Source organism: Halomonas sp. 7T, assembly GCF_025643255.1.
Lineage (GTDB): Bacteria > Pseudomonadota > Gammaproteobacteria > Pseudomonadales > Halomonadaceae > Vreelandella.
This window is the reverse complement of the sequence record NZ_CP087112.1, coordinates 1,146,319-1,160,939: the sequence shown is the minus strand read 5'-3', so window position 1 is coordinate 1,160,939 and position 14,621 is coordinate 1,146,319. Positions and strand designations below refer to the sequence as shown.

14 protein-coding genes are annotated in these 14,621 nt (G+C 42.0%); 2 read left to right on the top strand and 12 right to left on the bottom strand.

Annotated elements, in window-relative coordinates; translation table 11 throughout:
* The first annotated feature begins 5 nt into the window (after window positions 1–5).
* Window positions 6–452, top strand: a complete 447-nt coding sequence (locus LOS15_RS05280; protein ID WP_263068605.1) for a CBS domain-containing protein — start codon at window positions 6–8, stop codon at window positions 450–452.
* Window positions 453–474: 22 nt separating this feature from the next.
* Here LOS15_RS05280 and LOS15_RS05275 read toward each other — a convergent pair whose 3' ends face one another.
* From LOS15_RS05275 to LOS15_RS05265, 3 genes are read right to left on the bottom strand one after another with little or no spacing between them, the layout of a single operon-like run.
* The gene (locus tag LOS15_RS05275) at window positions 475–1,425 is read right to left on the bottom strand and encodes a metal ABC transporter permease (protein WP_317629633.1); all 951 of its coding nucleotides are present in this window, start codon (window positions 1,423–1,425) and stop codon (window positions 475–477) included.
* 3 nt (window positions 1,426–1,428) lie between these two features.
* The gene (locus LOS15_RS05270) at window positions 1,429–2,259 is read right to left on the bottom strand and encodes a metal ABC transporter ATP-binding protein (protein WP_263068604.1); all 831 of its coding nucleotides are present in this window, start codon (window positions 2,257–2,259) and stop codon (window positions 1,429–1,431) included.
* The gene (locus LOS15_RS05265) at window positions 2,260–3,174 is read right to left on the bottom strand and encodes a metal ABC transporter substrate-binding protein (RefSeq protein ID WP_263068602.1); all 915 of its coding nucleotides are present in this window, start codon (window positions 3,172–3,174) and stop codon (window positions 2,260–2,262) included.
* Window positions 3,175–3,327: 153 nt separating this feature from the next.
* Between LOS15_RS05265 and mntR the strand changes: the two genes are divergently transcribed.
* Window positions 3,328–3,801: a manganese-binding transcriptional regulator MntR gene (gene mntR, locus LOS15_RS05260; protein WP_263068601.1), complete on the top strand. Its 474-nt coding sequence runs from the start codon at window positions 3,328–3,330 to the stop codon at window positions 3,799–3,801.
* Window positions 3,802–4,007: 206 nt separating this feature from the next.
* Here mntR and LOS15_RS05255 read toward each other — a convergent pair whose 3' ends face one another.
* The 9 genes from LOS15_RS05255 to LOS15_RS05215 all read right to left on the bottom strand — a co-directional run bounded on the left by LOS15_RS05255 (window position 4,008) and on the right by LOS15_RS05215 (window position 14,598).
* Window positions 4,008–4,949, bottom strand: coding sequence for a glycosyltransferase (locus LOS15_RS05255; protein ID WP_263068599.1), 942 nt, complete (start codon window positions 4,947–4,949; stop codon window positions 4,008–4,010).
* Between the two features lie 255 nt (window positions 4,950–5,204).
* Window positions 5,205–7,238, bottom strand: coding sequence for an acyltransferase family protein (locus LOS15_RS05250; protein ID WP_263068598.1), 2,034 nt, complete (start codon window positions 7,236–7,238; stop codon window positions 5,205–5,207).
* Window positions 7,239–7,338: 100 nt separating this feature from the next.
* A complete protein-coding gene (locus LOS15_RS05245) occupies window positions 7,339–8,259 on the bottom strand; it encodes a glycosyltransferase family A protein (protein ID WP_263068597.1) in 921 nt (306 codons plus the stop codon).
* A 45-nt stretch (window positions 8,260–8,304) separates the two neighbouring features.
* Window positions 8,305–9,069, bottom strand: a complete 765-nt coding sequence (locus LOS15_RS05240; RefSeq protein ID WP_263068596.1) for an ATP-binding protein — start codon at window positions 9,067–9,069, stop codon at window positions 8,305–8,307.
* A 228-nt stretch (window positions 9,070–9,297) separates the two neighbouring features.
* Complete coding sequence (locus LOS15_RS05235; protein ID WP_263068595.1) at window positions 9,298–10,278, bottom strand: phosphoribosyltransferase family protein; 981 nt, start codon at window positions 10,276–10,278, stop codon at window positions 9,298–9,300.
* A 77-nt stretch (window positions 10,279–10,355) separates the two neighbouring features.
* Window positions 10,356–11,156: a glycosyltransferase family 2 protein gene (locus LOS15_RS05230; protein WP_263068594.1), complete on the bottom strand. Its 801-nt coding sequence runs from the start codon at window positions 11,154–11,156 to the stop codon at window positions 10,356–10,358.
* Between the two features lie 115 nt (window positions 11,157–11,271).
* Window positions 11,272–12,189: a phosphoribosyltransferase gene (locus tag LOS15_RS05225; protein ID WP_263068593.1), complete on the bottom strand. Its 918-nt coding sequence runs from the start codon at window positions 12,187–12,189 to the stop codon at window positions 11,272–11,274.
* Between the two features lie 173 nt (window positions 12,190–12,362).
* Entirely contained in the window at window positions 12,363–13,283 is a 921-nt protein-coding gene (locus tag LOS15_RS05220; protein ID WP_263068592.1) for a glycosyltransferase family A protein, read from the bottom strand.
* An 88-nt stretch (window positions 13,284–13,371) separates the two neighbouring features.
* Window positions 13,372–14,598, bottom strand: a complete 1,227-nt coding sequence (locus LOS15_RS05215) for a glycosyltransferase family 4 protein (RefSeq protein WP_263068590.1) — start codon at window positions 14,596–14,598, stop codon at window positions 13,372–13,374.
* Window positions 14,599–14,621 lie beyond the last annotated feature (23 nt).

Below are 14,621 nucleotides of genomic sequence, written 5' to 3'. Positions count from 1 at the left end.
TCACAATGACACTTTCCACATCTTCGCTAACCATGCCCTCCCTAACCGAACGCACCGCACGCGATGCCATGCATAGCCACTTTATTGCGGTTGATGGCTTTGTAACGGTTGCCGAGGGTTTGGCCCTGCTGCGCCAGCGCCAGGCCTCTGTCATTATTATCAATCGGCGCAATGAAAAGGATGAGCTAGGTATCGTTTTACCGTCCGACATCGCCAAGAAAGTGCTGTCTCCAAGCCGCCCACCCGAACGTGTCAATTTATATGAAATAATGACAAAACCTGTTGTTACCGTACGTCCGGAAATGAACATCCGCTACTGCGCACGTTTATTTGAACAGTTCGGATTATCGCTCGCCCCTGTCGTAGATGCCCAGCATCAGGTTATCGGCATTGTCGATTATCACCACTTAATACTTGATTGGTTATCAGATACTCAAACCACTCAACCTTGATTGGCGCCAAACACACGATCGTTCAGTCCAAGGGCTGTACATCCACTTGGCGATGGCGCCACTTGCGCATCAGTACGCCGTGTTTAGGTGAAAAGAGTAGCGCCGTAAAGAAACAGCTTGTTGCTACCAGCACAATGGTACCGCCAGAGGCAACATCAAACGCGAACGAAAGGTACAAACCCAACACCGCTGACCCTACCCCGACGCCCACTGACAAGAGCAGCATGGTTTTAAAACGGTCAGTTAAAAGATGGGCAGTAGCTCCCGGCGTAATCAGCATCGCTACGACTAGAATAATGCCAACGGTTTCCAGGCTCGCCACAATAGTCAACGTCAGCAACAGTATCAAACCGTAATGGATGATACCGGTATTGAAGCCAAGGGCCTGGGCTTGAGTAGGGTCAAATGCGTACAGCATTAACGGTCTAAAGGCGAGCCAAACGACGATTAACGCCACCACGCTGGCGGCTAGTGTTAATAACAGCGCAGACTGCTGCACACCGAGCACATTCCCAAACAGGATGTGCATTAAGTGGGTGCTTGAGGCGATCTTACTGATAAGCACAATCCCGAGCGCAAAAGCACCCGTGAACATAATACCCATCGCAGCATCAGATTTTATTCGCGTGTGGCGCTCAATCGCACCAATGCCCAGCGATGTTAAAGCCCCTGTGACAAACGCACCGATAAAAAAAGGCAGTCCCAACAGGTACGCTATAGCAACACCGGGCAACACGGCGTGGGAAATTGCATCGCCTAATAGCGACCAGCGCTTGAGGACGACATAGCAAGAGAGCATCCCGCAAATAGCCCCCACCATAATAGAGGTCAGCAGCGCCCGCTGCATAAAGGCATATTGAAACGCGCCCGATATGCTGTCGGGCAACAAGTTGACCAACAGCATCAAAGCAGCAATTAGACCACTCACCAATGCATCACTAAAGGCGTGTAAGATTAACAATAATTCGGTCATGCCTTATCCTTGCGTGACTGAAATAGCTCTCGGTCGTAGCGCTTGATCGTCACTCGATAGCTCGCCAGAGCTGACCGCGAGTTCAGCTAATCTAGCGTCACTAAGCATATCTTCGGGTTTACCCGAACCGCGTACAACACGGTTGATTAACACCACATGGTCAACATTGCGGCGCGCACCGGGCATGTCATGCGTCACCATGATGACCGTACGTCCTGCCTCACGCTCGCGTTTTAGGACGTCTAAGATGAGTCGTTCACTAGGGGGATCCACGCCTGCTAACGGCTCATCTAACAACAGAATTTTTGCCTGCTGGGCCAGAGTCCGGGCGAGAAGTACGCGCTTTTTTTGCCCACCTGAAAGCGCTCCGATAGGCCGATCGGCCAGCGCTAGCATATTCACATCCTCTAGCGCGCTATGAACGACCTCACGATGCACAGGCGCATACCAGCGAGCCGGGAGCAGGCGTCGCCAAAGGGAGTCGTTGCGCATGTGCCCGTAACGGCCACCCATCACGGTTTCCCATACTGAAATGGGAAAATCCCATTCAATCGCTTCTCGCTGAGCCATATAAGCGATATTGCCCGCTTTTCGCTGAAAGGCAATCGGCTCACCAAAGGCATCTACTCGTCCTCGCAGCGGTTTCATGCTGCCGGTCAACACATGGAAAAGCGTCGATTTACCTGCTCCATTAGGGCCAACAATCGCGGTCCACTTTCCAGCGGGAAGCGAAAGGTTGATATTCTCCAGCACTGGCTGGCGATGATAGGCAGCATAAAGCCCTCTAATATCAATCGCCGTTAAAGCGCTGTCAGACCGGGGCGTCATAGTCATTTACTCAGCAGCTAAATAGTGACGCAACAACGCTACATTATGGCGTTGCATTGCAAAATAATCAGCGGCTTCACCCGTCGGCTCACTCAGTGAGTCAACGTAGAGCGGCCCTGCTACTTGCAAGCCTGTATCTCGCGCAATGCTGGTTACATGACGATCGGAAATAGTGCTCTCCCAAAATAACGCTGACGGCTGTCGCTCGTTAATCATATCGATAACACGCATAAGCTGCCTAGGCGACCCTTCGGTTTCAGCGTTGGTTCCCCAGATACCATCATGCTCAAACTGATAAGCGTCGGCAAAATAAAGAAACGCCGCTTCACTGGAAAGCAGGACTCTGCGCTCTTCAGGAATGACCTCTAACGCCTCTTGTAACTCCACATGCAAATCATGCAGCTGTTCTTCTAAGGATAACGCTCGCTGCTGAATCTGTTCCGCCTGCTGCGGCAACAGCTCCTCAAAAGCACTGGCGATTACGTGTATATAAGCAGCAGCGGCGCGGGGATCCATCCATAGATGAGGGTCTATATCCCCTTCCATTTCACCTGTAACAATAGATTGCGTTGGAAAACCGGATGCTTCCGCTACGGCAATCATAGGTACATTTTCTTCAATGGTGGCCTCTACTTGGCGCATCCATTGCTCCAATTGGTAGCCGTTGTAAAATACTAAATCGGCATCTTCGAGCGAAGCAAAATTATCAGGAGAGAGCTCCCATTCGTGCACTTCAGCGTTCACCGGTGTTAATACAGATACATGCGCATCATCACCCGCTACTTTTTTAACTAAATCGCCTAGAACCGAAAATGTGACAGCAACGTTAATGGGTGGCTCATGTAGCTCGTTGACCTCAGCATTGGCAGTACTCCAGGCCAGTGACGCACCAAGCAATATCCCCATGTGTAGCTTGCTCATCATCGATCTCCGCTATGCTAATCTCTGGTTGCTAACCACTGTAGCGCACCGAAAAAGCTTTGTGCAAATAGTTTAGCCTTGGCTAACAATTATCCACAAAAATACGCTACTATCACCAATTAACGTTTCCACTAACCTTGATAATATTTGCCAATGAGTGACTCCCAACAGCGGCGATCGTCTACAAACAGCCTCAGCAGCGATGCTCTCCCACCCGTGGAGCAGCACGCGCAACAATATGCGACTGTACGCAATGCACATGAGACCGAGCTGATTGAAGACTATGTTGAGTTGATTGGCGATCTCATCCGACATCGCGGAGAAGCAAGAGCAGCCGACATTGCCGCTCGCATGGCTGTCAGCCAAGCCACAGTATCCAAAATGATTCGACGTTTAAATGACCAAGGCTTAGTCACCAATAAGCCCTATCGCTCTCTTTTCTTGACAGAGGAAGGCGAGAAAATGGCGAAAACCTCTCGGGCAAGACACGATGTGGTACTAAACTTCCTACGTGCATTAGGCGTTAATGACGGCACAGCACGTATTGACGCAGAAGGAATGGAGCACCATGTGAGCGATGAAACGCTAGAAACGATGCAGCGTTTTACTGAACAGCAGCGTAAATAGTCAGCCGCCAAGGCCCAGCGAGCTCAGTTGCTCCACTTCGTAACCAACAGGCAGGATTAATCACTATATTATCTACGGCGTAGTAAAAACGGCTAAATATTAAAAAAATGCCTAGGACAATGTTTTGTATAAAACATTGCCCTAGGCATTTGGCTTATACTGACTTACATCTAACTAATATACTACTTTATAATAACTCCATACCGTTATGACCTTTTTGGTTTAGCCAAGCCTAACAATAAAGCCAACCGGTAAACAGTAGAGTACACCTTGAGGAAGTAACACAACAGATAGGCTAATAATTTTTCTTTAAACGTAAGGTCCTTCTGCAGGAATAGCTTCAAAGCTTTACGTGGAGGGAGACACCCTTTGATCAAAGTTAAAATAAAATTATTCTTTGAACTTTGCTTGTTTTTATTTATCTCTCCGCCGAGCAACCGTCTTTTTTTCTTGAGCATCGCTTTAATATCAGAGCGAGCGGGATGATTAACTATCACTTCAGAAGCATACTCAATGACGATACCTTTCTCATTAGCCCGTCTGCCCCACTCAACATCACCACCGGACATAAGGGCATCGTTAAAATGTCCAACCGTCTCAAAATGCCTGGACCAGGTGACCATATTTGCTGTTGCTGAGCCGCCGACGGTAACGTATTTTTCTTGATCAAAAGCAAACGCTTTTTCATAAATTTCAACAATTGTAAGCTTATCAGTTTTAAAAAAAAGTTCTATCTTGCCAGCAACAAGCTCTGCCCCCTGTTCAAGTCGAGCAACGGCGGATTCAAGCCAGAAAGGATCAGGAATACAATCAGAGTCAGTAAATGCTAATATATCACCTTGTGCAATTTTTAACGCCGCGTTCCTAGCTGCATAAGAGCCAGGCTTGCCTTCTTTAATCAAACTGACGTTTTCAGAAAGCAAAAGATTCGCTGGAACAACGTCATCAAGTGCGTTATTAACAATGATCACCTCAAATTGATCTTGAGGAAACGACTGCTTGCTTAGCGCGTCAATACATTTTTGTAAGCGATCCCAATCATAATAGGTAGGCACAACCACCGATACCCGTGGGCAGCCAATAACTTTTTCCACACTAACATTATCGCTTAAAACACTGTGTTCTATATTTTTTTCTAAAAATGACATTTTAATCACCAAACTTTTTGACATTGACAGCCATTTTCGGCAATTAGACTAGCGAAGCTACAGCTCAGAATTGAGAAATCAGGCTTCCGTTAAACGTCACATTTCCTTCTAATGTCTGATTGACTCCAGGCGAGTATAAAAACTTACCAGATAAATAGTTCCTAATGAGGTAACATATAAATCTTTACCAGTAAGTCTAACGCTGAAACCTAATATCAAAAATAAAACAGGCATCGCAAGATGAATAAAATCAGCTCAGTCCCCAAAGTTCTGAAAAAAAGAAGTTTGTCTTTGAAGCAATTCTTTTAAACTTGGAGTAACATATTCTAAGTAAGTACGCGTCAAGTGATGGGTGTCTGACCACATTAACCTTCCATCAAAATATGCAGGGCACAAGCCCTCGTCACATATCATTTCAGTGAAATCTACCGAAATAAATAAGGGTATTTCACCTACATACTCTTCTGCGGGGTTGGTTTGTAACAAAACCTCTTCAACTGGGCGTGCACATTGACTGGCATCCTCTCGGTTTTTCCACACACAATAGCTTGGGTCATTCTCAAACCAAGGGTTGTCTCTAATACCAATGACGGGAATACCTAAAGCGGTTATTTCCTGCCATTTTTGAACATATCCAGCCGGCACATACTCAGTCGGATCGTTACGAACTAACCTATTTTTACGAAAGCGGTTAGATCTCGTTGAATTTGTTACAACGACAGCAGGATTGATATTACTTAAATAATCAACGATACCTGCATTCCAGTCATCACATGTTGGGTTATTCTCTACGATTTTATAACCTAAAGAACATGAGTGCTTCAATATAGTTACTAACTTAAAACCGTGTTGCTCAGCTAGGCTAGTAAAAAAAGGCTCCCATTGACCAACATGTGAGCCACCTACAAGTGCAATGATATTTTCGGCGTTAGTATCTCCAAATTCACACAGTATAATATCTGAGTCGCTTGCTTGTGTAGCACAATTGTTTTCTTTTTCCATAGCCTCACTTAAATCTTTAGAAACAGCAGTAACATACCGATAATCAAGTTCAGTAGCATCATCTTGTATGTAAACACCTGCCTCATAAAAAAACCTTTTGTTAAATACCGGATCCACATCATAAAGGTTTTCAAAATAATACTTTACACTTAGCCCAAGTGCCACGGAAGGGATAAAAAAAACAAGCCCGGTGGCAAAGGCTAGCCAAGTCTTATTCTTAGGTATTTTTCTAAATGGGCGCTCAATTAATGACGTAGTTATAACAGCAAGAATTATCCCTAAAAAAATAACAATAGTGCCTTTCATAAAACCTAAATCTACCGTCTCATAATAATTTTGAAAAAAAACTAATACTGGCCAATGCCAAAGGTAGATAGTGAAAGACATGGCACCCAGCATAACAAGATACTTGTTAGTTAACAGACTATTAACTATTGACTTATGTTCAATGGCGCTACCTGAAACAATCAAAAATATAGCGGCAAAAACTGGTAGCAGCGCAATATAGCCTGGAAAATTCCAGCCCCTGGGAATCACGACACCAACACTTATAAGCACCACAAAACCTACTAAAGAAAATATAACAGAAAGGTCTTTACTTAACTTTAGATGCGGCAAAATTACAGCAACCATAGAGCCGGCCAAAAACTCCCAAACCCTACCTAAAGGATTAAAATAGGCAGTGCTAGGCGCCACTATGGTAGAGAAAACTGAATAAATAAAAGAAGCGGAAATTACTGCAAAAACACCCGAAATCAAAGGCGTTAGCGACTTCATTTTGCTTGATATATATAATAAAGGAACCATCAAAAAAGGAAGAAATGCATAGAACTGAATCTGGATTGATAACGCCCAATACTGTTGAAAGGGGCTTGCAGGATCTCCACTTTGTAAGTAATCAACTTCTCGCCTCATTAACAAAATGTTTTCTAAATGACCTGCACTAAGAATAAACTCATGAATAGTTGCTATCCAATACACCGGAGAAATAAAAAAGTAGCTAAGTAGCAATGTTGATACTAATACTACATAGGCAGATGGCGTTACTCTTTTTACAATGTTCGCCCAAAACTGTAGAATTTTCAGTTTTTCATCTTTGGCATATTGACGCAACAATATGCCCGTCATCAAGTAACCTGATACGACAAAAAACACATCGACGCCACCGGATACTTTCTGAAACCAGATATGAAAAATTAGTACTAGCATTGCTCCAATAGCACGAATCCCCTGAATGTCATAGCGATAGCTATTGTCACGAGCATAAATGTCAAATGTTTTAGTCACAGTCCCTCCTTGAAGATTAGCAGAATCCATTTCTGTGAAACTAATACAAAAAAATTGGAGCCAAAGATGGGAGTTAGTAAAGAGTTAATTTAAAAAAGACTTATAAAAAGCTTTCCCGCAATTTTTCATAATAAGGTTGAGGAATTGATAATGATACTAAGGTAAGCCATTGACGAGGTCGCATACTGAATAACATTAAGGCAGCAACATCCTGTTTAATTGACTTTCCCACTTTCTTTTTTTCTACTGCCCACGCAAGTATTTTTCGGTTAATTGACGCTTTTAAATAGCGTTTTTCATTCCATGATAGACCAACTTCACACTCTTTCTTTAAATCGAAGCAAGGATGAACATGAATCACATTATTCTTATTCCTTACAACACCACTATTATCTAGTAACCAATAACTTGTAACGGTGGCATCATAATGAACTTTTTTGAAATAGCATAATGCTTTTAACCAAAAATAAACATCGCCGGCACGTTGGTATCGACCAACAGGAAATCCACCGAGCTCGAAGAATCGATCACGCTGTATGCATGCACCGTTCATATGGATAAAATCAGAGCGTGAAAATGCAGACAATGCGTCTTGACGATTAAACACACCAGTCTTTAAAATATCACTTTGGGGAACAAGTTTATTACCTTTCATTTTTTGAAAGGCATTAACAAATAATTCGATATTTGGATTTTTAGCAATGGCATCAGAAAACTTCGCAATATGATCTTTGTCAAGTAGGTCATCTGCGTCAAAAAAGACTAACCAGTTAGAGGTTGCTTTTTCTGCGCCATAGTTTCTGGCTGCATATCCGCCGGGGCCGGGTTTATCCCGTTGAAATAATTTTATTTTACCCTTGCGCTCTTCATCTAATAAGATATTAAGTGATGCATCCGTTGACGCATCATCTATCACTATAATTTCAAAATTCTTAAACGTTTGTTCATACAGACAAGAGAGCGAGTCTAACAGAGTAGTAGCTTTGTTATGTACAGGCACTATTACTGAAAAAGCATACATAAATGCTCCTTATCTATATAATAGAAATTATATTATGGCAAACAATTAACCGTGGATCATTAGCTCTTTAATATAGCCATCAATGTTACGTGCTATTGTTTGAGCACTCTCCTCAGCATCAACCGACAGCACAGGGATTCCTTTTTTTTCAAATTCACTCATCACTTCTTTTCTTTTCTCTTGAGCTTTATTGCAATATTGCGCAATTTCCCACTCTCGTTTATTTCTATAATAAGGCAAAATTTTCCCAGTCTCTCTATACCGCTTCAAAATTCGCTCAGCTATAACTTCAGGGCGCGCTATCATATGTATAAGCACTCTTCTATTCATCAGCTTAGTAAACAAAGTTTCATTTTCTTTCCAATTTTCACTAATTTCATATTTAAAATGATGAAAAAGTCCTTCATCCACTAAAAATATAGATGCGTTTTGCTCATTTTCAACAAATTTATCCATTGCTTTGGGGACAATAGTGTTTCTAATATACTTAATTTTTTCTTTTTTGTTATCTAGGTTTTTAGTTTTATACTTTATTATTTGTCTATAAGCAGTATCGATGTCTGCATTACTTTTAAACCTAGCGCTCCATAGTTTAGTAAAAAATACTTTTTCAATGAGACCTTGATCTTCAAAATAATTAAGCAAAGTACTCTTACCTATCCCCGGGCAGCCTACCACCTCTACAAAAAGCGATTTTTCAACTTTATCTATCTGGTAGCTAAATACGCCTTTCACAAAGAGACGAGACTTAAATGAAGGTCTATATAGACGACCAGCCCAGCTTTTTGAGAGAGATATTATTTGCGTCATGACCAATCACCTTAATGTAAGATAGGCATATATAAAAAATGGCTAACTATTAATAAAAATACAGCTTATAGGAAAATATATAGAAAGACATACCATCGATTTAATAATACTGACCTATTCCGATAAGCGCTTGGTGACTTCCGATTAATAAAAGCTTTAACTAAAACGCATTAAATCTAAAATAGATATCATCAGATTTGAGAATTGGCTATCAAAACGATTACTTTTTCAGTGAATACTTTTTCTTAATATCGATTTGATTGGCCGTGAAAATTTAGAGACAACCCTTTTTTTTAATACATGAAAAATATATTTAGTAGAATACCCTCGATCGTTGTTCATAGAGGCTTCATTTGTTGGAGTGTAAATACGGTTGTCTTCACAGCAGTACACTGCTTTTCCCGAAATTTTTACAATATTTTTAGCCTGCCAAGAACTGCTCTCGATAAAAAAATTATAATTGTGTTTTTTGTAGAATAAACCCTTGTGCAAAGAGCGATCACCCAGGCGCTTACGCTCATCCTTCGAGGGCAGGTCCAGCATGACTAAATGATCATAATCAATACCCTGCTGTTTAAGCCATGATTCCGTCTGACTACGGTACTTTTCTAAGCGATTAGTTACCAAGCAGCCTATTTTCCCTGCGGGCAAAAAAAGAGGATCAGCATTTTTCAAGAAATCAATATACTTTTCACCGTCATCGTTCTGACTGGGCATAGGGTCAACGCATAGTACGCCATCAATATCAACGCATGCCCGGGACAGAGTTGCAGGCGTGAAAAGGTTCCACTGAAAAACTCGCGGCGATTCTAAAGTGGACAAGGAAATATCGACATGTTGGCTACTGCCGCGATCTACATAAATTGCAAGGGTATCGATTTTACAAGGGCATTCATCAGGAATGGCACTAAGTGCTTCCTGCATAGTACGCCCAGTAATGACGCTATCATCTACAAGAAGTATTTTGTTTGCATTCCATGCAGTATTTATTTTCCCTTCATTTTTATTTCCCAAACGAGTTTTAAGTGTTTGGTTAGCAACAAAATCGGGTAACCCTATCACATCGATATGCAGGCCCAAAGCAATCATGCTTGCAGGAATCATACCGCTTCGGGGAATTCCAACAACCAAGTCATAGCCCTTTCCATGGATACGAAACAGGGACGCGGAGATATCCTCACTCAAATTTCCATATGATCTATAGTACATTGGTATTCCCCATTTGTAACACTTACATTACTTAAAAAACTATAGCTTTTGTTACACCCTAGCAAATCGTGTAGTTGCTAATTTTTAAAATAACGTCGAATATTTCTTGGGATATTATTATAAGCAAACCTTAAAAAAGGAATAGGAAAATAATAGAAAGGAGCGTTAAGTTGCCGCAGCTTCTTCAAACTAATCTTGAATGAATTAAATGTATATCCTAAACGATTACCCACTTCAAAACTCTGGCCATCGTGGAGCCGCTTGATCGTCAGAGGTAAGTCTACCCGGTAAAATATGTGACCTTTTTTAAGCGCTCGTATCCATAAATCAATATCAACCTGTCGGGACAAGGATTCGTTATACCCGCCAATCTGGTCAAAAAACTGTCTAGAAAACAAGATTGAACTGTGATTGATCGGATTTCGAATATAAAAGCTCTCAGGCCCCATTGGAGTAACTTTGAAGTCTTCTTTAATCTGCGATTCACCTACTCCCTCTCCATAAACCGTTTGACTAGCAGTAACAACCAACGCCGCATCTGGAAATATATCAAGGGCCAAGGCCTGTTTTTCCAATTTTTCCGGTAACCACTTATCATCAGCATCAATATTGGCTAGCCATCGGCACTTAGCATGACTAACAGCAAGATTCAGCGCCTTTGAACGCCCAATGCTCTGCGTATCGATTAGATGAACCGGTATGGGAGCCACATTTTGCAACCTAATGAGCATATCCCAAGTATCATCGTCGGACCCATCGTTAACCACTACAACTTCTTGGGGAAGGAGTGTCTGAGTAAACACCGAAGAAAGGCAGGATTCCAGAAACTTTTCGCCATTCTTAACAGTCATAATGACAGAGATTTTCATCTGCCCCATCAGTCACCTCCGCAGCATGAAGCAAGCTTATCAATCAAGAATTAATGGTGATAAAGAAAGTACAAACTCTTATAGTTAGATATCAAACTTCTAGACTCTCTTTATGTAGGAGTAACTACATAAACAACCCTTGTTTGCGAACTTTGACATTAACTACTTTCCACATTAATGATTTTACTTTATTTTTAAAAAAACGGCTTCCAAGTTCATCTCCAGGATTATACATACAGTTATCTTTTATACAGAAAACAGGTTTTTTTGCTTCTTGACATATAATTCTTGCCTGATAGGAATCGTATTCGATAAACAAATCTGAGGATGAATCCGTGAACTTTCCCACTTTAAAATTGATGAGATTTTCTAACGTCATAACGTTATCTTCGCTATCGGACATGACAAGCTCTCGGTATGAAACTCCCCTCTCGGCCAGAAGCGATTCCACTTCTTGACGCTTTGATTTACTTTGACAAGAAACGATGGTATCAATAAGACCCGAGGGTATATAACGAAAATTAATTTCATTTTTATTATTTTCTTCTTCACTTTTTTTTATCATTCCTTCCAAACTGATGCAGGATCTACTTATAACTTTATGATGAAAGATATTCCACTCGAAAGCTCTTGGATGGGGAACAAACTCAAGCACAATATCTACATCTTTTCTGAAGGGCTTGCTAGAGTATACGGCCAGAGTTGATGCCCGGGATGATAGCCACGCAGGAAGTGCTTCGATTTCACTTTTTAACGAGTTACCGGACATTATACTATCATCTACAATAAGTACTTTTTTCGCTTCCCAAGGTAATGTCAATTCATTTTTCAGCCCGCGCGTCATCCCTTTTTTTAGTGGGTAATTATTTACCCAGGAAGAAATATCCGTACAATTTACATTCAGTGCGAGCGCAATCATATAAGCTGGTACCATACCACTTCTTGGTATACCCACTACTAAATCCCAATCCCCTGAGAACTTCTCGAAATTTTTGTTAATATCTCTACCTAGGTCGCCATAGGACTTAAATATTATTTGCATTGAGATTTCTCCATGGCTTCACCTCAATTAATTAGTAACAACGATCGCAAGTACTGTTGATTTTACACGCGTTAATATTTACTTTTCCATCAATCTATGATTATCAATTAAAAAAATCATAGTATTAAATTTGTTTACTATTTTTAATGCATACCCATACGTCGTGTAACCGATTATTTAATACGGCTACAAAGCCGGTCATAATAAGGCTGCGGCACTAATAGTGAGGCGGCATTTATCCATAACCGCATGCTCATCGCGCTTAATTCCAAAGCTTTTAAATCTAAGCATACCGACTGTCCTAGCTTTTTTTTCTGAACGGCTCTTGAAATAACTTTACGATTTATCGCTCGTCGAAATTGCCGCAGCTCACTACGTGTCAGTTTTGAGTTATACTCCTTAAAAAGTTGAAGTGCTGGAGGCAATTCAAAAACCTGACGCATGTCATTAATAGAATTTTCGTGCTTAATTAACCACAAGCTCGTAACAGTAGCGTTATAATGAACAGTTCTTAGTTCACATAACACTTTTAACCAAAAATAGACATCGCTACTACGACGATAATACCCTGCAGGAAAGCAACCCAACGAAACGAATCGATCTCTACTTATACAAACACCATTTATATGAATAAAGTCAAAGCGTGCCAGAGCTCTTAAGGCTTCAAAACGACTAAGACGCTCAAAAGGCATTCCTTTTAAGTAGGGTAATCGGCTCTGTCCTTGTATTTTTTGGTAAGCGTTAAAAAAAAGCTCTATACCTGGGTTGTGTGCGATATCATTAGCAAAACAAGATAAGTGATCAAGTAGCATGATTCCTTTAGCATCATAAAAAACCAACCAATGCCCCTTAGCTTTATCTGCTCCTAAGTTATAAGAAGCATAATCCCCGCCACCCATCGAGTCTTGCTGAAAAAGACGCAATAATCCTGCTTTTTCATGCTGAATAAGTACGTCAAGAGAGCCATCCGTGGAACCATCATCTATAGCAATGACCTCAAAATCTCTGAAGGTTTGACGATACAAACATTCTAACGAGGTTGACAAGGTTGCTATTTTGTTATTGACGGGTACGATCACCGAAAAAAGGGGCATATCAATACATTTCCTCTTTTTTAAGGATGATAATGCCGTATTAGTGGATACACTATTTAGTAAGCAATGTATGCAAAAGGAGTTCTTTTTATGATATATGTGATATTAAATTTTCAGTAGAAGAGACCTCTCGAATTTCTTCTGTCGTGTTTTCTTCTGGCGTCACTACCCCCATCGCCTGCAGCATTACAGCATTAACCTTATGGACATCGTACCTCTCTTCAGCTATTTCATGAGAACGCTGCCCCATAGCTTTCACCCGCGCTGGACAATCAATAAAGTGCTGCATGGCGCTAACAAGCGCATCAACGTTTCTTACCGGTATCAAGTAACCGTTTTCGCCCTCAAGAACTGTTTCTCGACAACCAGGCGCATCAGTAGTGATCACCGCCCGCCCCATCGACATAGCTTCTAATACTGAGCGTGGGGTGCCTTCTCGGTAATAGCTGGGGAGTACGTAAACGCTGCAATTAGCGATGGCGGGTCGCACATCATCAAGCCAACCTAAGTGCTGGATTGAGCCTTCGTTTACCCACGCATCTAGCTCCTCCTGAGCAATTGTATCGGGATTACTATCAATATCGCCGGCCAGCTGAAATACCATTTCAGGATGCTGCTGTTTGATTCGACGCGCAGCACTAGCGTATTGGCGCACACCTTTGTCGCCTAGTAAGCGGGCAATCAGTAGAAAGCGCGGTGGCCCAGGGGGCAAAGAAGCTAGCGCAAAATGCGCCATATCTACCCCAGATCCATTAAGCACTTGCGAAGGCACTTTCTTACGCAGTATCCCCAGCTCACGAAAAAGAGATTCATCATCTGGGTTTTGGAAAAATACTTTGTCTGCCCTATTTAGCGCTGCCGCATAAAGACGACGCACTACGTGAAAGACTAAGGCACGCTTACCACTAGCCTGGCCTGCAAAAGCGTAACCTAGGCCTGTAATGAGCGCATAGCGCTTAGGAACCCTAGCCAGCCACGCGGCCAACATGCCATAAACAACTGGTTTGATAGTGTAACCAAGCACCATGTCAGGCCGAACGGTACGCATCAACTGGTAAAGTGACTGTAGGGTTAAAATGTCTTTTAGCGGATTAAGACCCGCTCTCTGCATTGGGTAGTCGTGAGTAATTGCACCCCATGCTTCAAGCTGTTGGCAAGTCTTTGTATCCTCAAAAAGCCCAGGGGCGGCTGTATGCACTTCTAGCCCTGCGTTAATCAGCGCCTGCACCAGCGGCCCCCGAAAATTAACTAACGAATAGCTTGTACCTGATATCAACAAAAATCGCCGTTTCGATATTGGATTATTAGCATTCATAAAAACTCCTCAAAGAACCACCA

Coding starts and splice junctions, on each gene's coding strand:
- LOS15_RS05280 (WP_263068605.1), top strand. CDS start 6: ATGACACTTTCCACATCTTCGCTAACCATGCCCTCCCTAACCGAACGC.
- LOS15_RS05220 (WP_263068592.1), bottom strand. CDS start 13,283: ATGCCCCTTTTTTCGGTGATCGTACCCGTCAATAACAAAATAGCAACC.
- LOS15_RS05240 (WP_263068596.1), bottom strand. CDS start 9,069: ATGACGCAAATAATATCTCTCTCAAAAAGCTGGGCTGGTCGTCTATAT.
- mntR (WP_263068601.1), top strand. CDS start 3,328: ATGAGTGACTCCCAACAGCGGCGATCGTCTACAAACAGCCTCAGCAGC.
- LOS15_RS05235 (WP_263068595.1), bottom strand. CDS start 10,278: ATGTACTATAGATCATATGGAAATTTGAGTGAGGATATCTCCGCGTCC.
- LOS15_RS05225 (WP_263068593.1), bottom strand. CDS start 12,189: ATGCAAATAATATTTAAGTCCTATGGCGACCTAGGTAGAGATATTAAC.
- LOS15_RS05215 (WP_263068590.1), bottom strand. CDS start 14,598: ATGAATGCTAATAATCCAATATCGAAACGGCGATTTTTGTTGATATCA.
- LOS15_RS05275 (WP_317629633.1), bottom strand. CDS start 1,425: ATGACCGAATTATTGTTAATCTTACACGCCTTTAGTGATGCATTGGTG.
- LOS15_RS05270 (WP_263068604.1), bottom strand. CDS start 2,259: ATGACTATGACGCCCCGGTCTGACAGCGCTTTAACGGCGATTGATATT.
- LOS15_RS05245 (WP_263068597.1), bottom strand. CDS start 8,259: ATGTATGCTTTTTCAGTAATAGTGCCTGTACATAACAAAGCTACTACT.
- LOS15_RS05230 (WP_263068594.1), bottom strand. CDS start 11,156: ATGGGGCAGATGAAAATCTCTGTCATTATGACTGTTAAGAATGGCGAA.
- LOS15_RS05255 (WP_263068599.1), bottom strand. CDS start 4,949: ATGTCATTTTTAGAAAAAAATATAGAACACAGTGTTTTAAGCGATAAT.
- LOS15_RS05265 (WP_263068602.1), bottom strand. CDS start 3,174: ATGAGCAAGCTACACATGGGGATATTGCTTGGTGCGTCACTGGCCTGG.